19 protein-coding genes and 3 pseudogenes are annotated in these 25,261 nt (G+C 69.1%); 12 read left to right on the plus strand and 10 right to left on the minus strand.

The window, feature by feature from the left end; genetic code table 11:
- Positions 1-16 precede the first annotated feature (16 nt).
- Both OHS71_RS35350 and OHS71_RS35355 read right to left on the minus strand, forming a co-directional pair.
- Positions 17-1,495 (minus strand): sugar transferase, encoded by a 1,479-nt coding sequence (locus OHS71_RS35350; protein WP_328483381.1) that lies wholly within the window; start codon positions 1,493-1,495, stop codon positions 17-19.
- Positions 1,496-2,443: 948 nt separating this feature from the next.
- Positions 2,444-4,132 carry a TROVE domain-containing protein gene (locus OHS71_RS35355; RefSeq protein ID WP_328483382.1) on the minus strand — a complete coding sequence of 563 codons (1,689 nt, stop codon included), beginning with the start codon at positions 4,130-4,132 and terminating at the stop codon, positions 2,444-2,446.
- A gap of 799 nt (positions 4,133-4,931) precedes the next feature.
- Between OHS71_RS35355 and OHS71_RS35360 the strand changes: the two genes are divergently transcribed.
- From OHS71_RS35360 to OHS71_RS35385, 6 genes are all read left to right on the plus strand, one after another.
- A complete protein-coding gene (locus OHS71_RS35360) occupies positions 4,932-5,870 on the plus strand; it encodes an ABC transporter ATP-binding protein (RefSeq protein ID WP_328483383.1) in 939 nt (312 codons plus the stop codon).
- Positions 5,867-6,706: an ABC transporter permease gene (locus OHS71_RS35365; protein WP_328483384.1), complete on the plus strand. Its 840-nt coding sequence runs from the start codon at positions 5,867-5,869 to the stop codon at positions 6,704-6,706. The genes OHS71_RS35360 and OHS71_RS35365 overlap by 4 nt, the downstream gene beginning before the upstream one ends.
- 26 nt (positions 6,707-6,732) lie before the next feature.
- The gene (locus OHS71_RS35370) at positions 6,733-8,016 is read left to right on the plus strand and encodes a sensor histidine kinase (RefSeq protein WP_328483385.1); all 1,284 of its coding nucleotides are present in this window, start codon (positions 6,733-6,735) and stop codon (positions 8,014-8,016) included.
- Complete coding sequence (locus OHS71_RS35375) at positions 8,013-8,681, plus strand: response regulator transcription factor (protein ID WP_328483386.1); 669 nt, start codon at positions 8,013-8,015, stop codon at positions 8,679-8,681. The genes OHS71_RS35370 and OHS71_RS35375 overlap by 4 nt, the downstream gene beginning before the upstream one ends.
- A 263-nt stretch (positions 8,682-8,944) precedes the next feature.
- Positions 8,945-9,154 (plus strand): DUF6243 family protein, encoded by a 210-nt coding sequence (locus tag OHS71_RS35380; RefSeq protein WP_328483387.1) that lies wholly within the window; start codon positions 8,945-8,947, stop codon positions 9,152-9,154.
- Positions 9,155-9,384: 230 nt separating this feature from the next.
- Positions 9,385-10,047 carry a hypothetical protein gene (locus OHS71_RS35385; protein WP_328483388.1) on the plus strand — a complete coding sequence of 221 codons (663 nt, stop codon included), beginning with the start codon at positions 9,385-9,387 and terminating at the stop codon, positions 10,045-10,047.
- 306 nt (positions 10,048-10,353) lie between these two features.
- Here OHS71_RS35385 and OHS71_RS35390 read toward each other — a convergent pair whose 3' ends face one another.
- Complete coding sequence (locus OHS71_RS35390) at positions 10,354-11,364, minus strand: LacI family DNA-binding transcriptional regulator (RefSeq protein ID WP_328483389.1); 1,011 nt, start codon at positions 11,362-11,364, stop codon at positions 10,354-10,356.
- 446 nt (positions 11,365-11,810) lie between these two features.
- Here OHS71_RS35390 and OHS71_RS35395 point away from each other — a divergent pair, with 446 nt between their 5' ends.
- Positions 11,811-13,127, plus strand: a complete 1,317-nt coding sequence (locus OHS71_RS35395) for a ferredoxin reductase family protein (protein WP_328484754.1) — start codon at positions 11,811-11,813, stop codon at positions 13,125-13,127.
- A 912-nt stretch (positions 13,128-14,039) separates the two neighbouring features.
- Here the strand turns inward: OHS71_RS35395 and OHS71_RS35400 are convergent.
- The gene (locus OHS71_RS35400) at positions 14,040-15,509 is read right to left on the minus strand and encodes a non-reducing end alpha-L-arabinofuranosidase family hydrolase (RefSeq protein ID WP_328483390.1); all 1,470 of its coding nucleotides are present in this window, start codon (positions 15,507-15,509) and stop codon (positions 14,040-14,042) included.
- Positions 15,510-16,330: 821 nt separating this feature from the next.
- Between OHS71_RS35400 and OHS71_RS35405 the strand changes: the two genes are divergently transcribed.
- Complete coding sequence (locus OHS71_RS35405) at positions 16,331-17,761, plus strand: endo-1,4-beta-xylanase (RefSeq protein WP_328483391.1); 1,431 nt, start codon at positions 16,331-16,333, stop codon at positions 17,759-17,761.
- Between the two features lie 31 nt (positions 17,762-17,792).
- The gene (locus OHS71_RS35410; protein ID WP_443047123.1) at positions 17,793-19,166 is read left to right on the plus strand and encodes an RICIN domain-containing protein; all 1,374 of its coding nucleotides are present in this window, start codon (positions 17,793-17,795) and stop codon (positions 19,164-19,166) included.
- Here OHS71_RS35410 and OHS71_RS35415 read toward each other — a convergent pair.
- The 6 genes and pseudogenes from OHS71_RS35415 to OHS71_RS35440 all read right to left on the minus strand — a co-directional run bounded on the left by OHS71_RS35415 (position 19,114) and on the right by OHS71_RS35440 (position 22,540).
- Positions 19,114-19,847 (minus strand): annotated as a pseudogene (locus OHS71_RS35415) (cation:proton antiporter domain-containing protein). The gene OHS71_RS35410 and the pseudogene OHS71_RS35415 overlap by 53 nt on opposite strands.
- 39 nt (positions 19,848-19,886) lie before the next feature.
- Positions 19,887-20,285: a DUF2255 family protein gene (locus tag OHS71_RS35420; RefSeq protein WP_328483392.1), complete on the minus strand. Its 399-nt coding sequence runs from the start codon at positions 20,283-20,285 to the stop codon at positions 19,887-19,889.
- Between the two features lie 256 nt (positions 20,286-20,541).
- Positions 20,542-20,925: a nuclear transport factor 2 family protein gene (locus OHS71_RS35425; protein ID WP_328483393.1), complete on the minus strand. Its 384-nt coding sequence runs from the start codon at positions 20,923-20,925 to the stop codon at positions 20,542-20,544.
- A gap of 1 nt (position 20,926) precedes the next feature.
- Positions 20,927-21,943 (minus strand): zinc-dependent alcohol dehydrogenase family protein, encoded by a 1,017-nt coding sequence (locus OHS71_RS35430; protein ID WP_328483394.1) that lies wholly within the window; start codon positions 21,941-21,943, stop codon positions 20,927-20,929.
- Between the two features lie 36 nt (positions 21,944-21,979).
- On the minus strand, positions 21,980-22,186 hold the full coding sequence (locus OHS71_RS35435; protein ID WP_328483395.1) for a hypothetical protein: 207 nt from the start codon (positions 22,184-22,186) through the stop codon (positions 21,980-21,982).
- Between the two features lie 30 nt (positions 22,187-22,216).
- Positions 22,217-22,540, minus strand: a complete 324-nt coding sequence (locus OHS71_RS35440) for a carboxymuconolactone decarboxylase family protein (protein ID WP_328483396.1) — start codon at positions 22,538-22,540, stop codon at positions 22,217-22,219.
- A 274-nt stretch (positions 22,541-22,814) separates the two neighbouring features.
- Here OHS71_RS35440 and OHS71_RS35445 point away from each other — a divergent pair.
- The 3 genes and pseudogenes from OHS71_RS35445 to OHS71_RS35455 all read left to right on the plus strand — a co-directional run.
- Positions 22,815-23,487 (plus strand): annotated as a pseudogene (locus OHS71_RS35445) (helix-turn-helix domain-containing protein); the annotation flags it as partial.
- A gap of 105 nt (positions 23,488-23,592) precedes the next feature.
- A pseudogene (locus tag OHS71_RS35450) lies at positions 23,593-23,703 on the plus strand (type 1 glutamine amidotransferase domain-containing protein); the annotation flags it as partial.
- Between the two features lie 270 nt (positions 23,704-23,973).
- The gene (locus tag OHS71_RS35455) at positions 23,974-24,921 is read left to right on the plus strand and encodes a quinone oxidoreductase family protein (protein WP_328483397.1); all 948 of its coding nucleotides are present in this window, start codon (positions 23,974-23,976) and stop codon (positions 24,919-24,921) included.
- Positions 24,922-25,261 lie beyond the last annotated feature (340 nt).

Here is a 25,261-nt window from a genome sequence, read left to right on the forward strand (position 1 = left end):
CGCAGCCCCCCGCCCATCAGTAGGCCCCCTGCCCGTAGAGCACGGCACGCAGCGTCTTCCACAAGATCACCGTGTCCAGGGCGAGCGACCAGTCCTCCACGTACCGCAGGTCCAGCCGGACCGCCTCCTCCCACGACAGGTCGCTGCGCCCGCTGATCTGCCACAGACCGGTGAGTCCGGGTTTGACCAGCAGCCGCCGCCGGATGTCGGGGCCGTACGCGGCGGACTCCTCCGGCAGCGGAGGCCGCGGACCGACGAGCGACATCGATCCGGTGAGCACGTTGAAAAGCTGCGGGAGCTCGTCGATCGAGTACCGGCGCAGCACCGTTCCCAGCCGGGTCACGCGCGGGTCCCGGCGGAGCTTGAACAGCAGGCCGGCGCCCTCGTTGCGGTCGGCCAGCTCGGCACGTGCCCTGTCGGCCCCCGCGACCATGGTCCGGAACTTGAGAATGGTGAACTCGCGGCCGTCCTTGCCGACCCGGCGCTGGCGGTAGAACGCCCCGCCCCGGCTGTCCACCAGTACAAGCAGGGCGACCAGCACCATCAGCGGCGCGAACAGCACCAGAAGAATCGTTGCGCCTACCCGGTCGACGACCCCTTTGACCGCCCGGCGGCCGCCGGTGAAGGTCGGCATGCTGACCCGCAGCAGCGGGATCCCGAGCACCGCGTCGACGTGCAGCCGAGGACCGGCCACCTCCATCAGCACGGGCGCCACGACCATCTCGGCGTCGCTGCCCTCGAGGTTCCAGGCCAGCCGCTGCAACCGGTGCGGCGACCAGTGCGGGTCCGGTGTGACCGCGACGACCCGGTAGCCGTCGCGGTGGACGTGATTGGCGACGTCCGCCAGCCGGCCGACGACCGGCACTCCGTCCAGTTGGTCGCCGTCGGTCCCGAGACCGTCCGTCGTGCACACGGCATCCACTCGCCAGCCCAGGTGCGGGAACTTACGGGTCCGGGTGATCAGGTCGTGCACGGTTGCCGGGCTCCCGGCGGCGAGCACCGGTCTCAGGCACCGCCCCTCCTTGCGCTGCTTGTGCAGCCCGAGGCGAAGCAGATACCGCGCGGTCATGGTGACGATCGCGATCGCGGGGATCGCGACGAAGATCCAGAGTTTGATGTTGCGCGAGGTGAGGGCGATACCGCCGAGTGCCAGGACGACGGTCGCGGTGAACAGCGAACGTCCGAGCCGCCGGAATTCCTCGGCGCCCTGTCCGAGTACGGCCGGAGACCACGACCGGCTCACCGCAAGTGAACCCAGCACCAGCAGTTCGGTGCCGAATGCAAGAATTCCCCACTTCTCGTGCCAGTTGGCCGCGTCGCGGGCCCCGAAGAAGTTGCCGATGCCCGCCACCACGAAAGCGGTTGCTGCGGTATCGCTGGTGATCACGGCGCGGCGATAGCGTTGTTCCCAGTCGCTCGCGGGCCGGCTGATTGCCCCGTTCGCCAGACGCCCCCGCGCTGACGGAAACGGGCTGACCAATTCCCCTTGTCGCACAGAACCCCCCAGGTCCCCAGTGGTTCGACGTGTTCGCCTAGCACTGTTCCTCCCCTCGGGAGGCCCCCGCCCCCCGCACTGTTTCCCTCTCCGGGAGGCCCCCGCCCCCCCGCACCTGCCCCTCCCTCGGAAGCCCCCGCTCCCACGCGAAATCCCGGCTGTCGAAAGCTGCTTGGACGCCCACCTCGACGGCGGGCAGGCCGGCATGGCCCGTCGGACTCCCGAGATGTGCGAGGACCCGTCGGAACCTCGGATGCTCCCCGCACCCGAAGCCCCTCTCGGGCTCCAAGAATTGATCACCCCCACGCTTGTCGCCGGGGACACGACCACCGGCTTTCCTTAGTGCCGGATCAATAGATCGTTAAGGGTTGCCTCGTGTCCGAACGGCTGAAGCAAGGTCAATCTAGACCATCGGGGCCAGTATGAAGAGAGGATGTGTGTAATTTGTGTTCAAGCTTTGAGACTTGATCGATTGATCGTTGACCGCCTCTGGACACCTTGACGTCACCCCGTGCTCAGGCCCGGAAGGCCGGTGGGCGAAGCCGGATGTGAGGGCGCATCCCGGTTTACCGCCCAGCCGCGTGCCACCCAGGGCACCCGACGGCGTCTTTCCCGGTCAGGTGCCCTTTTCCAGGCGGGGAAAGAAGCGCGTTTCCCATTGGTGAATATGACAGAAGCAGTTTCTTGGCCTGCTGATGGCACGCCCCACAGGGGGACGACTTGTCCCTCTGCCCCCTGCGGAAGCGTGAGGCCACCGGCCCGGGAACGGTCCCACTCACGGTCGCAAGCGCGATCCGGGCCTCGACGGTACGGCCCGTGCCTCGCCGACGACTGTCCGGAACTGACCCTCGACCTGTCGGCGCCCGGCCCGGCGCTCGGTCTCGTGCCCGGTCGCCGTCCTGGCGATCGTCTTCCGGCGGCTCGATCGGGCACGCATGCACACCACCCTCAGGAAGGTGCCGCCGTCCACGGCCACTTGGCGTCCTGGCCGGCCTCCAGGAGCGGGATCATCCGGAACGCGGCGTCGCTCAGGCCGCCGAAGGTATGGCGGTGAGGGCCGGACGGGGCGTGGGCCGGTGCGTAGCCGGCCAGGTTCCAGGTGTAGACGGGAATGTGGAAAGGGACCCTCTGCAACGGGTTGGACCACTGGGTCGGCCCGGTCTGCTCGTCGGTCACCACGACCACCCGGTCGTGACGGTCGTAGTGCCGGTTGAACGCTGCGGCCGTGTTGGTTCCGCCCAGGTCGTGGAAGCGCTCCAGGACGCGCAGTACCGGTTCGCCGGGGCCGAGCTCGACGCGACGGCTGTCCGACCCGAACTCCACCAGGTCGGCCCGCTCGGCCCGCAAGGCGAGCGCCGTACCGAAAACGGCCGCCGAATCGGCCCGGTTGAGCTGAGTGTGCTCACTGGGCCGGTCGAACATCGAGCCGGACCGGTCCACCAGGATCAGCGTGCGGCCGGGCAGTTCGGGCACGTTGGCGAGCGAGTGCCCGAGGGCCGTCTCCAGAGCGTCCTCCCAGCGGCGCGAGGGCGCGTTGCGGTGGGCGGCCAGGTAGCGGAAGGGGAACTGACGCGAGCGGCGCACCTCGTCCGGGCAGGAGATCCGCGCGGCGACCTCGGCGGCGACCCGGTCGCTCACCGCGGCCAGGTCGAGGTTGCGCAGGTTGCGCACGAGGGCCATCGCCCCCATCGAGGGGATCAGGGCCTCCCACACCGCCGCGTCGAGCGGCCCCTGCAACCAGCCCGCCACCGACTCCCAGGTCATCCCCGCCGCGTTCAGCCGCTCGGCGCCGCCCTGTGCGGTGACCAGGGCGCGCCGCTCCTCGACCGGTACGGCCATCAGCTCCCGGTGTGCGACGAGCAGCGTCTCGCCGGACGGGGGCAGGGCGCGGCCGGGGCGGTGGCGGCGGTCGAGCGCGTACGTGAACAGGGCGCCCTGCCACGGACGTCGAGGGTCGGGGGACGGGTGGGTGAGTTCGATGACGTCGCCGAAGCGGTAGGCGCGCGATTCGGTGTCGTACTTGAGGAGCGCGCGCCCGGTGTAGAGACGCCGTACGGCGTCGGCGATCCCGCGCTTGAGCGGCTGCGGGAGACTCCGCCCGTACCGGGAGGTCCAGTACGCGAGCAACTCACCCGGCTCATCGGGCCGTTGGAGCACGGTGGCCACGGCCCGCCGTGAGAAGCCGGCGGCCCCCGCGTCCAGCCTGGCCCGCACGAACTCGGCCGCGCCCACCAGGGAGGCGGTGCGCATCTGGCCCTCGGTGCGCAGCCAGCCCAGCAGTCCGAGGGTCCACTCGGGGTCGCTGACGGCGAGTCCGCGCACCAGCTGCTCGTAGCGCTCGTCCCGGGCGGCTGCGTCTTCGTAGAAGCTGTGCTGGCCGACCATGTTGGACATGGCCAGCAGGAAGAGTTCCGCCTTGGGCGAGCGGGCGTGCGCGGTGCCACCCTGGTGGGTGAGGTGGTGGGGCCTGAGGGCGGCCGGGTGCCGCAAGGTCCGTGTGCCGGCGGACTGTGGGAGTGGCCACCGGCCGTGGGTGGAGAGCGACGACGTCGCTCCGCCTGCGGTCAGGCCCGGTATCTCCGCCTGGATCTCGCTCCTGGCTTCGGACTTGGCCCGCTGACGGTTGAAATGGGGCATGCAGAAGGTCCCTTGGGAGACGTTCCGGGAAGAAGTGGAGACGCCTTCCGAGATCAATAGTGGCACCGGGGTGGTGTTGCGTCTCGGACAGGAAGTAACCGGGGCACAGCGCATCGGAAGGCGTCGAACAGGCACGCTAGCCGGTGCGGGAAGCGGACGCACGCGAATAAATGCGCTCCGGTCCATCCGGCCGATGACCGGCTCCCAGGGCTGCGCGGCACCGCGCCGAAGGCCATTCTGCGAAAGGGCGCCTGACGGTCCGTAAGCCAGTCCGGGCGCCCCTCCTTCCACGCGTCCGGAAGAAGCCGAGCTTCTTGGGCGAGTAGCTCACCAGCAGGTTCTTCGTCTGCTGGAGGTACACGCTCACCGTCGCCTCTGACCTGCGGCAAAGGGTGGAACCGGCTGCTGCTGAACCGAGTTGGCCGCGCCTGGTCAGGATCTCGGTCCGTGCTCTGTGGTGTCGGCGTGCGCGCCCTGCGGACAGCGGATGCCTCGACATCGGCGCGGCGTCCGGGACCCGGGGGGTCCGCTACGCCCGTTCGAGCGCGGAGCGAGCGGGCCGGTGCGCCGCGGATGCCGGCGCGCGGTGGTTCGCGCATCCGCGGGGGCCGGATGCCCGCCGCGACCACGGCGGAGCCGACGAACACGGAAAGCACCGCAGGTGGGCGCGTAGTACCGCGGTACCACGCGTACGGCGCAGATCAGCCTCCCGGTACCACCGGATCGGGGGATTCGACACCTAGCGTTGCCGGTGCGGCGTCGAAGTGACGGACGCCGGAGTCCGACAGAGAGAACGCGAATGATCGAGTCACGGCGGTTGACCAAGAGGTACGGCGAGAAGACAGCCGTCGACGGGCTGGACTTCGTCGTGAAGGCGGGCACGGTGACCGGCTTCCTCGGGCCCAACGGCGCGGGCAAGTCCACGACCATGCGCATGATCGTCGGCCTGGACGCCCCGACGAGCGGCTCCGTCACCGTGAACGGCCACCGCTACGCCTCGCACCGGGCGCCGCTCCAGGAGGTCGGCGCCCTCCTGGAGGCGAAGTCGATCCACCCCGGCCGCTCGGCGTACAACCACCTGCGGGCCCTCGCGCTGACACATGGCATTCCGGGCCGCCGGGTCGACGAGGTCATCGACCTCGCAGGCCTGGGCAGCGTCGCGAAGAAGCGGGCCGGCGCCTTCTCCCTCGGGATGGGCCAGCGGCTGGGCATCGCGGCGGCGCTGCTGGGCGACCCGCAGACGGTGATGCTGGACGAGCCGGTGAACGGGCTGGACCCGGAGGGTGTGCTCTGGATCCGCAACCTGCTCAAGGGACTCGCCGACGAGGGCCGGACGGTGTTCGTGTCGTCGCACCTCATGAGCGAGATGGCGCTGGTGGCGGACCACCTGATCGTCGTGGGGCGTGGCCGGCTGCTGGCCGACACCACCGTCGCGGACCTGATCCGCGAGGCGGGCGGGGACACGGTGAAGGTGGTGACGCAGGACCCGTCGCGGCTGCGGGACGTCCTGGCCGGGCCGGGTGTCGACGTCACGGGTCGGATCGGATCCGAGGAGCTACAGGTGAACGGGCTGACCGCCCGCGAGATCGGGCTGAAGGCGGCCGAGCACGGGATCGCACTGTTCGAGCTGAGCGCGCGGACCGTGTCGCTGGAGGAGGCATTCATGGACCTGACCAGGGATGCCGTGGAGTACCACGGCACCACGACCGGCATCGAGACCCTGGGGAGGCTCGCATGAGCACCCTCACCGCAACCGCGGAGGAACCCCGGACCACCCCCGCCCGCCCCGTCTACCGGGTGACCGGACGGCGTGTGCTCTCCTCCGAATGGGCCAAGTTGTGGTCCCTGCGCTCCACCTGGATCACCTTGGGCCTGGGCCTGCTGTTCCTGGTGGCCTTCGGCCTCATCGCCGCGAGCCGCTACAAGTCGGGGATCGACTCCGGCAACCTGGACCGGGACTTCGCCGACTCGACGACCGTGAGCCTGTCTCTCTTCGGTACGAACTTCGCCCAGCTGGCCCTGGGCGTGCTCGGCGTGCTGGTCACGGCGGGGGAGTACTCGACCGGCATGATCCGCTCGACGCTGGCGGCGGTGCCCCGCCGGCTGCCCGTGCTGTGGTCCAAGGCGGCCGTGTTCGGGCTGGTCGCGATGGTGGTGGGGACGCTGGGGGCGTTCGTCACCTTCCTGATCGGGAGCGGAATCGTCTCCGGCACACCCGCGGCCATGAGCCTCTCGCACGCGGGTGTCCTGCGGAGCCTGCTGGGCGCGGGGCTCTACCTCGGCCTGGTCGGGGTGATCGGCGCCGCCCTGGGCGCGCTGCTGCGGTCGGTGGCCGGCGGAATCTCGGTTCTGGTGGCTACCCTGATGCTGATCCCGGGACTCGTCTCACTGCTGCCGAGCTCCTGGCAGAACGACATCAGCCCCTATCTGCCGTCCAACGCGGGTCAGTCGATGTTCGCGCTGACCCACGACGCCACGTCCCTGTCGCCGGGCGCCGGACTGCTGGTGTTCCTGTGCTGGACGGCGCTGGCGCTGGGCGGTGCGGCGTACCGCCTCGTGCGCAGTGACGTCTGAGCCCGCACCGTGGACAGGTGACGTCCGTGACCACCGATGACCTCAGCGGAATGGGACCGCTGGTCGCCCGACTGTCCCGGGGCGGCCAGCGGCTGCGGCATGCCGACCGGACACATCCCTGGGTGCTGGACACCGCGGTCGTCGTCCTGGTCTTCCTGATGTTCTGCCTGCCCGACCTGATCCACGGCGGTGTGGACGACGGCGACGGCCCGCGCCGGTTCCGGCTCGCCTTCACCGAGCTGCCAGTAGCGGGGATGCTGGCCGTGCAAGCGGGACTGGTACTGCCCCTGCTGTGGCGGCGACGCAAGCCCGCGGCGGCCTTCGCCGCCATCACTGCGGTGTTCGTCCTCCAATGGTCCCTCGGCGCCCCACTGCGTGCGGACATCGCCCTCTTCATCGCCCTGTACAGCCTGGCCCTGCACGGGCGACTGCGACAGCTGCCGTGGGCCTGTGCGGCCGCGGCGGGCGCCCTGGCGCTGGTCGCGGTCCGCGCGTCCTCGGCCGTGTCCGTCGGGGACGCACTGTTCTTCCTGCTGAGCACGGCGACCGCGGCCCTCGCGCTCGGCCTCATGGTACGAATCCGGCGGGCCCAGCTGGCCGGTCTGCGGGAGCGCGCGGCCCGGCTGGAGATCGAGCGCGACCAGCGCAGCAGGCTGGCCACGGCCACCGAACGCACCCGGGTCGCCCGCGAGATGCACGACATCGTCGGCCACAACCTGTCCGTCATCATCACGCTCGCCGACGCCGGCGCCTACGCCACGGACATCGCACCCGAACGGGGCAAGGAGGCCCTGGAGCTCATCGGCGACACCGGCCGGCAGGCCCTCGGCGAGCTGCGGCGCGTGCTCGGCGTGCTGCGCGAGGCCGCGGACGCCCCCGCGGGCGGGCCCGAGCTCAGCCCGCAGCCCGGCATCACGGACATCGAAGCGTTGTGCGTCAAGGTGCGCGCGGCAGGACTCGAGGTCCGCTACCGGACCTCCGGCGACGTGGACGCCCTGGACAGCGGGGTGCAGCTGACGGTGTACCGCATCGTCCAGGAAGCCCTCACCAACACCATGAAGCACGCCGCCCCCGACACCCGGGTACACCTGGCGATCCTCGCCGAGGACAGCCGGCTGACCATCAGGGTCCAGGACATCGGCCCGGGCACCTCACCCGGACCGCCGAACGAGGAAGGACATGGCCTGGTGGGCATGCGGGAGAGAGCTGCCTTGTACGGCGGCACCGTCAGCGCGGGACCGGCGGCCGGTGGAGGATGGAGCGTCGAGGCCGTCCTCGACCTCACACCCGGAAGCGGCGGTGACCGATGACCACCGTGCTCATCGTGGACGACCAGCCTCTGCAACGCTACGGCTTCCACCTGCTCCTGGACTCCGTCCCCGAGACCGACGTCGTCGGCGAGGCCGCGCACGGCGCCGAGGCCGTCCGCAAGGCGGCCGAACTGCGTCCCGACGTCGTCCTGATGGACGTCCGCATGCCCGGCATGGACGGCATCGAGGCCACCCGCCGCATCGTCGCCGCCGGTGACCGTTCACGTGTCCTCGTGCTCACGACGTTCGACCTCGACGAGTACGTCCACGCCGCCCTGCGGGCCGGCGCGAGCGGCTTCCTCCTCAAGGACGCCCGCCCCGAGGAGCTCCTCGCCGGGATCCGCGCGGTCGCCGTCGGCGACGCTGTCATCGCGCCCGCTCTCACCCGCCGCCTCCTCGACGAGTTCGCCCAGTACGTCCCCTCCCACCGAACTGTCCCGTCCGAGGACCTGAGGCTCACCTCCCTGACCGACCGGGAGCGCGAGATCCTCGTGGCCGTCGGCAAAGGCTGGACCAACGGGGAGATCGCCGCGCGGTTCGTTCTGTCCGAGTCCACGGTCAAGACGCACGTCGGCCGTGTCCTGGCCAAGATCGGCGCCCGCGACCGCATCCAGGCCGTGATCTTCGCCTACGACCACGGCCTCGCCCGGCCCGCCGTGGACTGAACCGGCGAACGGCCGCCGGCTGTGATCCGGGAGCCCGTCACGCGGCTGCCCCTGGGCGCTCACCGAAGGCCCGGCCGACGCCGTGACGGCGAAAAACCTGGTATGCGGAGCCGACGCGACCAGGTAACGTCTTGGTCATGTTCTTCCAGACGCCGATTTACGAGTGAGAGCGTGACGGGCCCCTGCTGACGTCCTTCGACGTAGCCGCGCCCGTCGCCCACCGATGAATCCGTAGATCACTTCACATCATTCCGGGAGAACCCGTGAGCAAGAACATCAACAACCCAGTGGGCATGGGCGGCGGCCAGCGCAAGAAGCTGTCCCGCGCCGAACGGCAGAACAACGGTCCGTACCGCAACCTCGACCGCCAGGGCGCCGCCGACCAGAAGGCGGAGCTGGTGCGCAAGATGCGCGAGAAGGCAGGCACAGCCGAGGACGCCGGGCAGACGGGCGACAACACCGCACAGAGCTGACGCACCGCCACCGCAGGGCGGCACCGCACGGGGCAGGGCCCGGACCACGACACGTGGTCCGGGCCCTGCTGTGATGACGCTCTTTGAAAAATCCCATGCTTGGGAGTGGGACAGACCGCCTCGCTGAGACTCCCCACCCGCCCGCCGCCGTCACGCACGCCCTCTCACGCGGTCCTGACCGGTGCGGCACAATCGCGGTCAACTGGGCAGCCAACGGTGGGGGTGGGAACGTGGGGCGTTTTGGCTCGCGAAGCCGACGTAAGGGCATACCGAACGAGCCGGCACTCCTGGCGGCGGCTGCTGAGAACCCCGGTGGCAGCGTCGCCGAGATCGACCCGACGTATATCGACGACCCGAACGGCTACGTCCCGCCCGAGGCAATCCGCGGCGCGTGGCTGGTGGACGACAGCGGGAAACTGACAGGTGAGTACCAGGAGAATCCCCGTCACGGGGTGCCGCAGGACAACTTCAGCAAGCTCACCGACCCTGATCACTGGCTTGGCTGGCTCGGCGACGATCCCGCGACCGCCGTCCGGAAGGGCATCGAAGAGTCCTTGCGTGCCCAGGTGGCAGACGCAGTGGTCGAGTGGGTCAAGATCCTGGAAACGCCTCGGTTTCTCACGAGTGGGCGTCGACATCGTGAGGACGAACAGGTCATGTTGGTCACTCGCGCGGCACTCGCCGCGCCGTTTGCGTTGTCCGTGCGCACCACGCAGCACGGGCGTTCCATCCTCCTGGGGGTGTTTTCCTGGGCGGCGGTGAACCTCTCACCGCCCGAAGTCCGCAGGGACCGGCACTGGTTCGACCTGGGCGTCGGGCTGGACTGGGCCGGTGAACGGCTTCAAGAGCGGATCTACGAGATCGACGGTGCGGACGGCACCGCCGAGCGCTAGAGCGGCAATGCCATTTCGTACCGGGGGTCAGTCCCCTCGTACGTGGGAGTTCGTACGCACTCGGAACCCGGCGTTCATGCTGGTAACGGGCCGTACCTGATCGACCGTGTCGACGGCGGACTGCACCCGATCGGCGTCGTCTCTGCGGTAACCGGGCAGTGGGAGTCCGACTATCGAGCCCGAAGGTGCACTGTTCGGTGCTCCTGGCTGGTGGTCACGTCCCCGCCGCGCCTTCCTCGGTACGGTCCCTTCGGGTCGTCCCATTCGGGCAGCCGACGTGACAGCGCCGTTCCGGGCCCTCGCCGGTCACGGTGTGCCGTTCCTTTGCCGCACCGGGCGCCGTGTGGACCGGCGAGGGGCCAGCACCGGGTGCACGAGCCGGCGCCGGTCAACATCGCTGCGGGCATTGATGACAGCGATCAGCAGATCCACCGCTTCGCCGCTCACCCGGTCCGGACGGAGGCTGAGCGTGGTGACGGGCGGAGTGGTCGTCGCGTAGTCAGGATCCTCGCTGATGCACGCCACCAGCAGATCCTGCGGCACTCGCAGACGGTGGTGGCGAACGGCGGCGAGGATGTTGTGACCGGAGTCGGAGTAGGCGCCGACGACGGCATCCGGTCTCGGATCGTGGTCGAGCAGCCGGCTGACCGCGGCCTGTTCGGCCGTGAAGTAGTCGGGCAGCGACGCGTACTCCTCCACGAGGGCGGGCATGCGGTGTTCGTCGCACCAGGACTGGTAGGCGTGCGCGATCAGGCGCGGGTACGCGTCGTCGTGAAGGGGCAGGGCGAGCCCGATCCGCCGGGCGCCGGACTCCGCGAGGTGGTCGAGCAGCAGGCGCAGGCCCGCTTCGCAGTCGGCGTCCACCCACGCGTCGTCCCACTGCGGCTGGGGCGGCCGGCCTTGGCAGACCATCGGTATGCCACGCTCTCGCAGGATGGAACGCACCGGGTCGTCCGCGCGCGGATCGACGTGGATGACGCCGTCCATCGGCGCGTTGAGCCACATCCACGGTGACATCGAACTCGGCATCACTTGAAGCAGATAGCCGCGCTTGTGCGCCGCCGCCATGGCGCCCAGCGCCAGCTGTGCGTAGTAGGGGATCTCGGTGTACGGGACGGGAAGGTCGCCGTACGTCGTCATGGTCAGACCGAGCACTCCGGTGCCGCCGCGGGCCAGGGCACGGGCCGTGCTGGCCGGGGCGTAACCGAGTTCGCGTGCCGCGGCCAGCACACGCTGCCTGGTCGTCTCGGACAGTCGCCCGGTGCCGTTCAGCGCATTCGACACCGTGGCCGTGGACACGCCGGCATGTGCGGCCACGGTATCCAGCGTGGGACGCCGCCAGACACGCGAGCTCGTCATGTGTACCCCATGTTCCCCAACAGCCCCGTGACGGCTTGTGGTTAAGGCCTTAATCAACCAGCGTGCTCAGCGGCGGCCTGGATCGGCCGCCGGGTAGGGAGTTAATCAGATGCCAGATGTCCAAACCCTGGTCTCCGGACGGGTGGTCCACGACGCGGGATCGGAGACGGGACGGGCCCGAGCCGAGGCGGCGTAGCGCATGGGCGCGCCGGGCGCCGGCCGAGGGGTCGCAGTGCGCCCCGTAGGGCGCGGTGTGGTCCGCTCGATCAGCGTGCCGATCGCGGAACAAGAACGGTCGAGGCCAAGGAGAACTCTCCGTTCCTGAATGCGTCACCAGAACAAGAACAAGAACCAGAACCAGAACCAGAACAGAAGAGGAAGCGGTGGAAGCGACATATACACAGGTGCGGCGAGGTACCACACCTCCGGTGGTTGCGGCGCGCTGGGCGCTGTGGACGTTTGTCGTCGTCAACCTGTTGATCGTCGAGGTCCTGTTCCTCACCGCCGGGACCGGGCAGAACGGGGTGCTCACGGTCGCCCGGTTCTTCGGCCTGCACGCCGCCGTGCTGATGCTGTTCCAGCTGCTGCTGGTGGCCCGGCTGCCGTGGCTCGACCGCCGTATCGGCATGGACAGGTTGACGGTGTGGCACCGGTGGGTCGGCTTCACCCTGCTGTGGACCATCCTCACCCACGCCGTACTGGTGGTGCTCGGGTTCGCGAGACTCGGTGACGCGTCGATGACGAGGACGTTCCTCTCGCTGGCCGGAGTGCCGGCCTCCCTGCTCGGGATGGGGGCCGCGGCGATCGTCGTCGTGGTCGCCGCGGTCTCCGCCCGGTATGTGAGGCAGCGGCTGCGGTACGAGACCTGGCACGGCCTGCACCTGCTGCTGTACCTGGCGTTGGGGCTGGCGTTCGTCCACCAGTTGCAGGAGACCACGACCTTCACCTCCTCCGCGCCCGCGCAGATCTACTGGTGGGCCCTATGGCTGTTCGCGTTGGGTGCCCTGGTCACGGGCCGGATCGTCATGCCTCTGTGGCGCAACGCCTATCACCGATTCGAGGTCACAGCGGTGGTGCCGGAGTCGGACGACGTGGTGTCGGTGCACGTCACCGGCCGCCACCTCGACAGGCTGCCGGCCCGGGCCGGTCAGTTCTGCATCTGGCGGTTCCCCGGGCACAACCACTGGTGGCTGGCGAACCCGTTCTCGCTGTCGGCGGCACCCGACGGCCGCACGTTGCGCCTGACCGCCAAGGCGGCCGGCAGCACCAGCGCCGGCCTGCGGCATGTCCCGGTCGGCAGCCGCGTGTTCGTCGAGGGGCCGTACGGGGCATTCACCTCATTGCACCGAACGCGGCCCGGCGCACTGCTGATCGCCGGAGGGGTGGGGATCACGCCGGTTCGAGCCCTGCTGGAGGAGGAACCGGCCGGCGACGTCGTCGTGCTCTACCGGGTGCGCAGCGAGAACGACGCCGTGCTGGTCGACGAGGTCCGAGCCCTGGTCGCGGACCGCGGTGGGCAGCTGCACCTGCTCACCGGCCGTACAGGTGAGGGGAACCCGCCCTTCGAGCCGGACGGTCTCCGCGCCCTGGTTCCCGACATAACCGAACGCGACGTGTACGTCTGCGGCCCGCCGGCGATGACCTCGGCCGTGCTCAGCGCCCTGCGGACGCTGAAGGTTCCCCACCGGCACGTGCACGCCGAGCGGTTCGGCCTGGCCTGAGCCCCGTCTGCGGCGGTATCCGGTTCGAAGCCGAGGGGAGCGGGGAGGGGCACGGCCGGGCAGAGCCCGTGTGTGGGGGCTCTTGGCGCAGCCGTGACCGGAGGGCTCGGGACAGACGGTGCACCGAGTCCCTCGTGGCATCGGTACCATCGCGCGACGCGCGAAACCGTTCGGACGCTGCGGAGGCGGAAGCAGGAGCCATCTCCCACGGTAGGCCCCTGGCCCGCGCGGCACCCGGTGAGGGAGCGCCGCCGGGCGCCGTGCGGTCCGCCACGCGCATACGGGGGAACAGTGCCGGCGGATCCTGAGTCTCCGGAGCCGACAGTGGCTGTTCCTTCGTACACGGGCGGCCGTCGCCCGCCGACGGGCACCACGCACTGCGGCGGCCGTCGACCGCAGCCCCCTACCGCTGATCCGGCCGTGCCCCGCCCGCGAGGCAGGCCGAACTCGACCTTGCAGGATCGTGGGCGGAGCGGGAGGCGGCCCTTGAGCAGGGCACACGGCGAAGGGCCGTCCGGGGCCCGCAGTCGTGTCGTAGCAGGGCGTTCCCACTCAGAGCCGAAGCTGCGATTCAACGCCACCGACCAGCACGACAACCGCCGATAGGCCCGCACCGCGGAGCCCTCCTGCTCCGAGCAGGCTCCCCGATTCTGGTCGCTGGTACGCAGAGCTATGGCCAGCACTGCCTTCGGCACGCCCGATGAACCCACCCACCCCACCGTGAAGACCTCAGCAGCAAGCGCCACCGGCGGGGCACCGCGTCGCAGGATGGCCCTCGGGCCGGTGAGCGTTGCCCGCCCCTGCGCTCCGTCGCCGTATGAGCGCTGACGTGTCGCGTGACCCGGGCGGGCTCGGCCTTCCGCCGAGTCCGCCACGCCGGCTCCCTACCAGAGCCGGACCCGTGTCACGCCGTCAGCGCTGCAATGTCAGCAGACCCGGCCGGTAGGGCAGGAGGCCGTAGTCGACGCCGTCGGAGTTGGGGCTGCGTCCCTGGTAGAGGAACTGCAGGTTGCAGGGATCGACGGTCATGGTCTGATCGGGGCTGGTGCGGATCAGTTCGCCATGGCTGATGTCGTTGGTCCAGGTGGCGCCACTGTTGGCCTTGCCGGCGAAGGGATTGCTCTCGGTCGCGGCCTGGGGTGTCCATGAGCCGTCCAGACCGGTCGCCGTGAACGAGCGGAAATAGCGGCCCTGCGAGCCGATTGCCTCGACGATCATGAGGTAGCGGTTCTGGCCCTGCAACTTGTAGACCTGCGGGGCTTCGAACAGGTTGTTCCGCGTATCGCTCACGATCACTGCCGAGGTCGTGCCGAAGCTGCCCGGGAAGTTCCCGATCGGCATATTGGCCCGGTAGATCTTGCCGTTGTCACCGGCGAAGAACAGGTACATGTTGGTCCCGTCACCGATGAGCGTCTGGTCGATGGGTCCTGTTCCGGAGTCGGGGATGCTTCCGGAGAAGAGCACCTGCTCCGATGACCAGCCGTTCGGGTTGGTGGGGTCGCTCGACGTCCGGTAGGAGAAGGCGGTCCTACCCCACTGGTAGGCGAGCACCCAGATGTTCTTCGGCGCGAAGTAGAAGAGCGTGGGCGCGACGGTGGAGGCTGACATCGTGTTCTGGCCGGCCGATGCCATCTCGGACCAGTTGGTGAACAGGCCGAAGTTCATCGACCCCCACTTCGTCCCCGTGTCGTGTGTTGTCGCATAGACGAGTTGCCTGCCGTTGTAGGGGACGACGGTGAAGTCCTTGAGCGAGACCCACCCCGGCTTTGGCTGCGCCAGGGCGCCCGTCGATGTCCAGCGGTACGTCGACGCAAGAGCGCACGGGCCGGGGTTGTCGCCGCCGACCTTGACGAGCTGCCACTGCTGGTTGGTGCCGCCCCAGTCGTCGTACTGGACGATGTTCGCGTTGTCGGCGGTGGAGGCGCCTTGCACCTCGAGGGCCTTGTTGCTGTGGCGCGAGATGAGCCTCACGTAGCCGTCGGAGCTGTCGGCCAGCCGCCACTGCTGGTTGGTGGCGTTCTGGTCGGCCCATTGGACGATCGAGCCGCCGTTCGCGGTGGACCAGTTGTGGACGTCCAGCACCTTGCCGGAGTGGCGGGACTTGATGCGGTAGTAGCCGCCTCCGGAGTCGACGAACTGCCACTGCTGTTGGTTCTGATCGTTCCTGGTCCACTGGGTGATGCGGGCGCCATCGTTGGTCGCCAGGTTGTAGACGTCGAGGGCTTTGCCGCTGTTGCGGTTGACCAGCACGTACGAGGCGTTGGGGTCTACGGTCGTCGCTCCGGCCGGCTGGGCGCCGAGGAAGGTGGCCACGAGCAGCAAGGGCGCGAGGACGGCGAGCAAGCTTCTTGGACGAACCGGGGACGGGCGGCGAAACCACATCACAGGGCCTCCTTTGGGGGCGGGGGTGAGGTGACCCGATGGACCGCGGAGCGGACGTGCCGGGGACAGGGGCATTCTCGAATGTTTCGAAGGATTCTCCGGATGCTTCGACGCCACAAGCTAGGAACGCGGGGCTCTCTGGTCAAGGCATGGCGCTGATCTGTCCACAAAACAGCGCAACCCCTCTGGGCCTGACAAGCTGTCGCGCCGGCCGGAACCGCTCTGGGAACTGCGGATACGGCTCGTCAGTCCACGGTGGCGGCCGCCGAAGGCGACGCCGAGGATTCGCCTTCCGGCTTGGCGGGAGTCCGAAATATTTCGGGCGAGGAGCCGAAACATTTTTCTGCGGGGAGTATTGACGATCCACCGTCAATACCTCAATCATCCCTGTCTGAGAGACGGACCATAGTTCGAGTTTTCGAACCACGTCAGCCCTGAGCAGTCTGCGCTGCACGGCAGATCCACGCACAGCTGCACGGCAGATCCGCGCACCGAAGCACCTGCGCCACCCCGTCTCGTTCCGTGAGGTTCGCACCAGCGCATCCTGGATCTTCGCGCAGTCGAGAGGTACGCGACGCCGCGTGGCGGTCCCCCGGCTGAGCCGCGATGGAGTACCCACATGCCTGTGAAACACCGCCGCCGCCCGCCGTACGTCACCCGACGGCGGACCGGGTGCCGTCCGTGCCGGTTGAGATCGTCCCGGTCACATGACCGCGGTGCCCGGCGATTCCGTGCCGCCCGGGTTCCGGCCAGCCCTGTCCGTCTGCCGAGTGGGAGCGGACAACGCATTCCCCTTTGATTTCTACCTTGGAGGCACAGTCATGGGCACCTATGCCCCTCCCGGATCCGTTGTCCGCCGGAAGATCCGCGGCCTGTTGTGGGCGCTGGTCGTCGGCGTCCTCGGTGCGGCCGCCGTACTGGTCGCGCCGCCGACCGCACAAGCCGCCGAGAGCACGCTCGGCGCCGCGGCGGCGCAGAGCGGCCGCTACTTCGGCACCGCCATCGCCTCGGGTCGGCTGGGCGACTCGGCGTACACGACGATCGCGGGCCGTGAGTTCAACTCGGTGACGGCCGAGAACGAGATGAAGATCGACGCCACCGAACCGCAGCGGGGCCAGTTCAACTTCGCCGCCGGTGACCGCGTCTACAACTGGGCGGTGCAGAACGGCAAGCAGGTGCGCGGCCATACTCTGGCCTGGCACTCCCAGCAGCCCGGCTGGATGCAGAGCCTCAGCGGCAGCACGCTGCGCCAGGCGATGATCGACCACATCAACGGAGTGATGGCCCACTACAAGGGCAAGATCGCCCAGTGGGACGTCGTGAACGAGGCCTTCGCCGACGGTAATTCGGGAGGCCGGCGCGACTCCAACCTGCAACGCACCGGCAACGACTGGATCGAGGTCGCCTTCCGCACCGCGCGCGCCGCCGACCCGGCCGCCAAGCTCTGCTACAACGACTACAACATCGAGAACTGGACCTGGGCCAAAACCCAGGGCGTGTACGCCATGGTCCGGGACTTCAAGCAGCGCGGCGTGCCGATCGACTGCGTCGGTTTCCAGTCGCACTTCAACAACGACAGCCAGTACAACAGCAACTTCCGCACCACCCTGCAGAGCTTCGCCGCCCTCGGTGTCGACGTGGCCATCACCGAACTCGACATCCAGGGCGCCCCAGCCACGACGTACGCCAACGTGACCAACGACTGCCTGGCCGTCCCGCGCTGCCTCGGCATCACCGTCTGGGGTGTGCGCGACACCGACTCCTGGCGAGCGGAGCAGACGCCGCTGTTGTTCAACGGCAACGGCAGCAAGAAGCCCGCCTACACCGCCGTCCTCAACGCGCTCAACGGCGGCACCTCCACACCTCCTTCGGATTCCGGACAGATCAAGGGCGTCGGTTCGGGCCGCTGCCTGGACGTGCCCGGCGCCGCCACCACCGACGGCACCCAGCTCAACCTGTGGGACTGCCGCAGCGGCACCAACCAGCAGTGGACGTACACCACCGCCGGTGAGCTCAGGGTCTACGGCAACAAGTGCCTGGACGCCGCCGGCACCGGCAACAGCACCAAGGTCCAGATCTACAGCTGCTGGGGCGGCGACAACCAGAAATGGCGTCTCAACTCCGACGGATCCATCGTCGGCGTCCAGTCCGGTCTCTGCCTCGACGCCGTCGCAGGCGGCACCGCGAACGGCACCCTGATCCAGCTCTACTCCTGCTCGAACGGCAGCAACCAACGCTGGACCCGCACCTGAGCGGACCTGCCACAAACGAAAGGGTGAATCGATGAAGACCTACGGTGAGGTTTCTCCCGCCCCTCCACGATTACATGGCTGGTGGTCCCGGGTCGCCGCCCTGGTGGCGCTGACCCTCGCGATCGGCATGCTCGCCGCAGTGAATCCGGCGCCCGCCGAGGCGGCGACGGTGGACACCAACGCTTGGTACGTCCTGGTCAATCGCAACAGTGGCAAGGCGCTGGACGTCTCCGGCGCCTCCACCGCCGACGGCGGGCGGGTCAGCCAGTGGACACGCAACGATGGAGTCAACCAGCAGTGGCAGTTCGTGGACTCCGGCGACGGCTTCTACCGCCTCAAGGCCCGGCATTCGGGCAAGGTCCTCGACGTCGCCGGCTCCTCGACCGCAGACGGTGCCGCGATCCAGCAGTGGGCCGACCACAGCGGGGCCAACCAGCAGTTCCGCCTGGCCGACTCCGACGCGGGCCACGTCCGGCTGATCAACCGCACCAGCAGCAAGGCGGTGGAGGTGCAGGGCGCCTCCACCGCCGACGGCGGCGTCGTCGTCCAGTACACCGACTGGGGCGGCGCCAACCAGCAATGGCAGATGATCAGGCTGTCGTCCGGTGGAGGCGACGGCGGATGCGGCAGCGCCCCGACCCTGGCGAGCGGGACGCACACGATCCAGAGCGGCGGCAAGAGCCGCAGCTTCATCCTCAGGGTTCCCGCCAACTACGACAACAGCCACCGCTACCGGCTGATCTTCGCGTTCCACTGGCGGGGCGGAACAGCGGGCGACGTCGCCTCGGGCGGCACGAGCGGGACCGCCTGGTCCTACTACGGCCAACAGGAACAGTCGAACAACAGCGCGATCCTCGTCGCCCCCCAGGGCCTCGGCAACGGCTGGGCCAATTCGGGCGGTGAGGACGTCACCTTTGTCGACGACATGATCCGGCGCATCGAGGGCGGCCTCTGTGTCAACCCAGCACAGCGTTTCGCCACGGGATTCAGCTGGGGCGGCGGTATGAGCTACGCACTCGCATGCAGCCGGGCGAACGTCTTCAGGGCTGTCGCGGTCATGTCCGGTGCTGAGATCAGCGGGTGCAGTGGCGGCACCCAGCCCATCGCCTACTTCGGAATCCACGGCGTCAGCGACTCCGTCCTCAACATCGCGCAAGGACGGTCCCTGCGCGACAGATTCGTCCGCAACAACGGCTGCGCCTCCCAGAGCCCGCGCGAGCCCGCGCCGGGCAGCCGAACGCACATCACCACCACCTACTCGGGCTGCCGTGCCGGATACCCGGTCCAATGGGCCGCGTTCGACGGAGGCCACATACCCGGTCCGGTCGACGGTTCCACCGGCGAAAGCGGCGTCACCACCTGGACCAAAGCAGAGATCTGGAGGTTCTTCGCACAGTTCCAGTGACACGCCCGCACCACGGAGTGGAGCCCGGGATCGATCCCTGGCTCCACTCCGTCGACGTCTGTCCCGGATCGCCAGGTGGCGCCGGAGGTTCATGTTGACCCAGGCGACCGCCACGCCGACCGCGGCCCCACCGCCGTACGCCAGCAGGAACAGCGCTCCGACGTGCGCAAGGGTGAGGTGCTCCTCGCCGACCGTGACCGACCGCCAGCCCGTAGATGACCAGCGCCGTGCCGTCGTTGACGAGGCTCTCCGCCCGGAGCACGGTGACCTCACGGCGCGGCAGGGAACCGGCCAGCGCGCCGACCGCGGTCGCGTCGGTGGGCGCCACGGCCGCGCCCAGGACCCACGCCGGCCCCCAGGGCAGTCCGAGCGCGTGCCCGGCGGCCGCGACGGCCCACGCGGTGAGGATCACCAGAACCGTGCTGAGCAGGACGATGCGCGCAGGTTCGAACGGATCTCCCGCATGGACGTGGTCAGGCTCTCCCAGTACAGCAGCACGGGGAGGAAGAGCAAGAGCACGACTTCGGGCGGGAGTTGGGTTTGGCGGACGGCCGGCACGAGCCCGATGAGGGCGCCCACGATCAGTAGGACGACGGGCGGCGCGACACCGAAGCGCTGCCCCAGGGCATTGCCCAGCAGCACGGCCGCGCCCAGGACGACGACGAGTTCAAGACCGAGCATGGCGCTTACTCCAGTGCTGGACAAGCTGTCCGTGGGGGTTCAGCGGCTTCCGCGGGGATCGTGCTGCTCATCGGGGATCAGCCGTAGCGTCGTGGAGCGTGCGGCGACCATGGGGTCGACGTAGGCGCCGCCGAAGCGGCCGTACTTGGTGCGGTACGCCGTGTCGATACGGTCGTTGATCTCGTCGTCCTGCACCTCCACGAAGGTGACGTCCTTGTCCACTCCGCCGGAGCGGATGTGCCCCTCGTGGCTCGCACGGGCCGTACGCCACCAGCCGCCGTCCGTGCCTCGGAAGGAGCGGACGTAAAGGTCGTCACCGTCGCGGACGACCCAGATCGGCACCGGCCTCCGCAGAGTGCCGTCGCGCCTGAGCGGTGCCATCTCCAACTCGTCAGCGGTGGCGATGCGGTTGAGGTCATCGCTCGTCCATGCCGTCATGGGTGTGTCTCCGATCTCCTTGATCCGGTGAGTACGCGAGGAAGCCCGTCAGGTCGTCGGGCCGGCCTCGGGAAGAGATTCGCCGCAACACCGACGAAGGCCATGACCGCGGTGACGGCCAGGCTTTCGCCCAGGCTGTGCGGGATGTCGCCATGGGCTGCCGGCAGGGCGCCGAACGGACATGCGGGGGCTCCTGAGACCGAGGAGGGCGTAAGTACCGATGTGTCGCTGTCGAGGAATTTCGGAAGACCTGCGGTCAGGCGGGACCTGGAGTGAGAGGCGCACCGAGGTAGCTTCGGGTGACGCCGAGCCAGTCCTCGAAGACGCGGTAGCCGGTGATCAGGCCGTCGGTGATGGTGAACCGCAGGATCATCTCGCTTTCGAGCACCTGCCCCGAGGGATGGAACCGGGAGGCGTACCGGCCCGGCACCAGCACCTGTCCGTCGGTCTCCACCAAGGAGCGCAGCTCACATGCGAGCGGCTCGACGGCCGCGAAGAACGCGGCGAGAGACTGCCGGATCTCCTCCGGCCCGCTGCGGGGCCCAGCCCATGGCCGTTTCTGCTGGGCGGCGGTGGGCGGGCGTTCACCGCTCGGTGGTGGCGGCGGTGGTGGGCGCGGCCCACCACCGCCGGGCTTCATGTCACGGACGCAGCAGCGCCTTGATGGCGCGGCGCTCGTCCATGGCCTTGTAGCCTTCGGCGACCTCGTCCAGGGGCAGGGTGAGGTCGAAGACCTTGCCCGGGTTGATACGGCCGCTGACGACGCGGTCGATCAGGTCGGGAAGGTAGGCGCGCACGGGCGCAGGGCCGCCGCGTAGACCGACGTGGGAGAAGAAGAGTTCCTGGCCGTCGATCTGCACGCCGTGAGGCATGCCGACGAAGCCGACGTTGCCACCGGGGCGTGCGGACTGGAGGGCCTGGTGCATCGACTCCTGGGTGCCGACGCACTCCAGAACCGAGTCGGCGCCTACACCGTTCGTCAGTTGCTTGACGCGGGCGACGCCCTCCTCGCCGCGCTCGGTGACGATGTCGGTGGCACCGAACTCCAGGGCCAGCTTCTGCCGGGGTGCGTGCCGGCTCATGGCGATGATGCGTTCGGCGCCCAGTTCCTTCGCCGCGATGACACCGCACAGGCCCACCGCACCGTCACCCACGACCACGGCCGTCGAACCCGGCTCGACCTCGGCCGCCTTGGCGGCGTACCAGCCGGTGCCCATGACGTCGGAGAGGGCCAGCAGATTCGGGACCAGCTCTGAGGCCGGCTCCTCCGGGGTGGCGACGAGGGTGCCGTCGGCGAGGGGGATGCGGACGTATTCGGCCTGGCAGCCGTTGGGGAAGTCACGGTGCTGGCAGGAGGTGTGGTAGCCGGCCCGGCAGACCGGGCAGGTGTTGTCGGAGGCGATGAAGGAGCCGATGACGAACTGGCCGGGCCTGACATTGGATACGTCGCTGCCGACCTCCTCGACGATGCCGACGTACTCGTGACCGATCGGCTGAGCCTCGGTGACTGGGTTGACGCCCCGATAGCTCCACAGGTCGGAGCCGCACACGCAGGTGGCGACGGTACGGATGACGGCGTCCGTCGGTGCGACGATCTCCGGTTCGGGGACGTTCTCCACCCGGATGTCACCAGGCGCGTGGATGATGGTGGCTCGCATGATGCTCTCTCAGGTCGGTTCGGATCTGGCGTGGTGTCAGGGGCGGGTACGGGCGTTGGCGCGCGGTCCGTCGTACTCGTCGTCCGAGACGTGCTCGAGCCAGGTGGCGTCGTCCGTCTCCCACAGGGCGAGGCCCCGCATCCGAGAGGGCTCCTCGCCACGGTGGATCACGTCGGCGTAGACGTCGCCGGTGAACCATTCGGCAGGCAGCTTCACGGTCGGAGGCTGCTTCAGCAGTTCCATGGTGTGTCTTTCCCTTGATGGGGGCGCTACTCAGCCCGACTGCTCCACGATCGCCTTGAGCTGGGTCACTGCGGTCATCGCGTTGGGCCATCCGGCGTAGAAGGCCAGATGGGTGAGGGCCTCCACCAGCTCGTCCTTGGTCACGCCGTTCTCCAGCGCCTTGCCGAGGTGGAAGCCGAGCTGGTCGTTGCGGTACAAGGCGGCCAGAGCGGTGACGGTGACCAGGCTGCGGTCTCGTGGGGACAGACCCGGTCGCTCCCAGATGTCACCGAACAGGACCGTGTCGGTCACCTCGGCAAGCTTCGGGGCGAATTCCTGGATCGCCGGCGGTGCGAACTTCTTCCGCTCGGTCATGGGGTGGTGCTCCTTGCGTGTTCAGGGATTCGGGTGGCCCGGCCTGCGGCCGGGAGCTGTGTCATATTCGCAAACCAATTCCGCACTCAGCGTTTGACAGCTTGCCTTTCGGTTAAAGGCTTTCCGCGGGCCGACCGCGCTCGCCGACTCCGTCTTCGACCCTGCCACCATCGCGTGAGCCCGCAATGGGGAGAATTCCACCCCGGGCAAGGCTTATCCAGGGAAGAATCCTTCCCCCCCCTCGTCAGGGCGGGACGGTGCGAGACTGGTCGGCATGACCAGCGACGCGCATGTGAACGAGCTGGGAGCATTTCTCAAGGAGCGGCGGGTCGAGTTGAGTCCGCGCACCGTCGGCCTGCCCGACACCGGTAGCCCGCGACGTGTGCCCGGCCTGCGCAGGGAGGAGGTCGCCCTGCTCGCGGCCATCAGCTCCGACTACTACACACGGCTGGAGCAGGGGCGTATCCAGCCGTCCGCGCCGGTGCTGGCGGATCTCGTCAGGGTCCTGCACCTGAACAACGACCAGCGGGACCACCTCTTCGAGCCGGCCGGTCGCCAGGCGGCTCGCCCGCGTCGTCAGGCCGCACAGAAGGTGCAATCGCAGCTGCGTCGCCTGCTCGACGATCTCACCGCGACCCCCAGCGTGGTGATCGGTCGCCGCATGGACATCCTGGCCTGGAACTCTCTGGCGGCCGCTCTCTTCACTGACTTCCATCGCGTCCCGGAGAAACGGCGCAACTACGTCCGGCTCCTCTTCACCGAGCCCGCCTTCCGCGATCTCTACGTCGACTGGAGTACGGTCGCCCGGAGCTGCGTCGCGCAACTGCGCCTGCTGGCCGCCCGGTGCCCCGGAGAACCCGGATTGACGGCGCTCGTCGGCGAGTCAGTGGTGGGCAGGCCGCCACCTGGCCGGCCTGCGGGTGGGCGCCAAGAAGCTGCGCCACCCGGAGGACGAGCCGGCCTCGCACCCCGTCGGCCGCCGGCACTTGATGGGCCTCGGCGGCCCGTTCTGCCGGAAACGTCTTCGCGGCCCGGAGGGGTGATCCGGCCCCATGGCGAAGATCCTCTTCGTGATCACCGCGTCCGACCACTGGACGCTGGCCGACGGAACCCGGCAGCCCGCCGGCTTCTGGGCCGAAGAAGCGCTCGGCCCGTACCTGGTGGAGGCCCTGAAACGGCACATGGTCGCGCGGCTTGTCGCATGTCGTGCTCGCCGCGTGATGAAGCATTGCATCGGAAGGACGCGGTGTGAGGGGGAAGAAATTTTCCCCGGCACGCAATGCACCGGGGATCCGGTCGATCCCTCAGGGAGAAGGAAAAAGCGCAGAACGGCGAAGCAAAAGCACGGGGGCGCTGCATTCTTGTGAGCGCTCCGCTCAAAAAATTCACCGCAATGGGGAATCGGGCCTTCCGGCACCGCGTTCTCCCCTGACATGAGCGAAGTAGTAGTTGCGCGTGCTTACGGTGGTCCCGAGGTGCTGTCGGTGATCGATGTCGCCGTAGCGGAGCCCGGGCCGGGTCAGGTGCGCATCGAGGTCCGCGCCGTCGGCGTCAACCCTTTCGACCACAAGATGTACAGCGGCGCCTTCGGAACCGATCCGGCGAACCTGCCGATGCGGCTCGGCGCCGAAGCGGCCGGGGTGGTGACCGCTGTCGGTGCCGACGCGACCGGCCCCGCCGGTCCGATCCGGATCGGCGACGAGGTGATCGCGTACCGAGCGCCCGGCGCGTACGCCGCCGAACTCATCGTCCCGGCCTCGTCGGTGGTGCCCAAGCCCGCCGCTCTCTCCTGGGAGCAGGCCGGAGGACTGATGGTCACGGGCGTCACGGCTGTGCACGTACTCGAAGCGATCGGCCTGCGCGAGAACGACTCGGTTCTGGTCCACGGCGCGGCGGGTGGCGTCGGCCTGATGGCCGTGCAACTGGCCGTCGAGCGCGGAGCCAGGGTGCTGGGAACTGCGAGCCCGGCCAAGCACGACGTACTGCGCGACCTGGGGGCGATTCCGATCGCGTACGGGCCGGGTCTGGCGGACCGGGTGCGCGCGGCAGCACCGCAGGGAGTCCACGCGGCTGCCGACCTGGTGGGCACCGACGAGGCGGTGGACGTCTCGGTGGAGCTGGTGGCGGACCGGTCCCGCATCGCGACCGTCGCGGCGTTCGAACGCGGGGCCCGAGCCGGCATCAGGCTCCTGGGCGGCGGGCCCGGCGCGGAACCCGGCACGGAAGTCCGTGCCGCTGCGCGCCCGCAGCTCGCCGAAGCCGCGGGCGCCGGGCGACTGCGCGTCCTGATCGCCGCCAGCCATCCGTTGCGCGAAGCCGCCGCCGCGCATCGGCAGATCATGACCGGGCATACGACGGGGAAGATCGTCCTCGTCCCGTGACCGGGCCCCCGACCGCACCGGCAACTCCGTTCGGATAGCCGTGGCCGACCGAGGCACGAGTCCTGACGCTGCTGTGCCCGTGACGTCATGACGCAGTGAGAAGAGAGAAAGGAGCGTCCGAGGCGGAAGCGGAGGGCGAAGAAGCTCTGCCCCGTTGCTCGCGGTGGTGAGGACCGCTGGAAGCTGCGGCCCACCCGCTTCAGGCGGCAGGGCGCGCCGTTCGGGATCCGTGCCGCCCTGCACGGATCGACCGTGCATGGACGAGATCGCCGTGCCGATGTCGACCTTGAGGCGAGGGCGGTGGACTGGTCCTCGAGCGAGTGGTCGCGGCTTTCGCTGC

It is taken from the genome of Streptomyces sp. NBC_00377, from assembly GCF_036075115.1.
Taxonomy (GTDB): Bacteria; Actinomycetota; Actinomycetes; order Streptomycetales; family Streptomycetaceae; genus Streptomyces.

What these genes read in the sequence shown, in the direction of transcription:
- OHS71_RS35355 (WP_328483382.1), bottom strand. Translation starts at nt 4,132, where the DNA reads ATGCCCCATTTCAACCGTCAGCGGGCCAAGTCCGAAGCCAGGAGCGAG.
- OHS71_RS35360 (WP_328483383.1), top strand. Translation starts at nt 4,932, where the DNA reads ATGATCGAGTCACGGCGGTTGACCAAGAGGTACGGCGAGAAGACAGCC.
- OHS71_RS35365 (WP_328483384.1), top strand. Translation starts at nt 5,867, where the DNA reads ATGAGCACCCTCACCGCAACCGCGGAGGAACCCCGGACCACCCCCGCC.
- OHS71_RS35375 (WP_328483386.1), top strand. Translation starts at nt 8,013, where the DNA reads ATGACCACCGTGCTCATCGTGGACGACCAGCCTCTGCAACGCTACGGC.
- OHS71_RS35400 (WP_328483390.1), bottom strand. Translation starts at nt 15,509, where the DNA reads ATGTGGTTTCGCCGCCCGTCCCCGGTTCGTCCAAGAAGCTTGCTCGCC.
- OHS71_RS35405 (WP_328483391.1), top strand. Translation starts at nt 16,331, where the DNA reads ATGGGCACCTATGCCCCTCCCGGATCCGTTGTCCGCCGGAAGATCCGC.
- OHS71_RS35410 (WP_443047123.1), top strand. Translation starts at nt 17,793, where the DNA reads ATGAAGACCTACGGTGAGGTTTCTCCCGCCCCTCCACGATTACATGGC.
- OHS71_RS35420 (WP_328483392.1), bottom strand. Translation starts at nt 20,285, where the DNA reads ATGACGGCATGGACGAGCGATGACCTCAACCGCATCGCCACCGCTGAC.
- OHS71_RS35425 (WP_328483393.1), bottom strand. Translation starts at nt 20,925, where the DNA reads ATGAAGCCCGGCGGTGGTGGGCCGCGCCCACCACCGCCGCCACCACCG.
- OHS71_RS35430 (WP_328483394.1), bottom strand. Translation starts at nt 21,943, where the DNA reads ATGCGAGCCACCATCATCCACGCGCCTGGTGACATCCGGGTGGAGAAC.
- OHS71_RS35435 (WP_328483395.1), bottom strand. Translation starts at nt 22,186, where the DNA reads ATGGAACTGCTGAAGCAGCCTCCGACCGTGAAGCTGCCTGCCGAATGG.
- OHS71_RS35440 (WP_328483396.1), bottom strand. Translation starts at nt 22,540, where the DNA reads ATGACCGAGCGGAAGAAGTTCGCACCGCCGGCGATCCAGGAATTCGCC.
- OHS71_RS35455 (WP_328483397.1), top strand. Translation starts at nt 23,974, where the DNA reads ATGAGCGAAGTAGTAGTTGCGCGTGCTTACGGTGGTCCCGAGGTGCTG.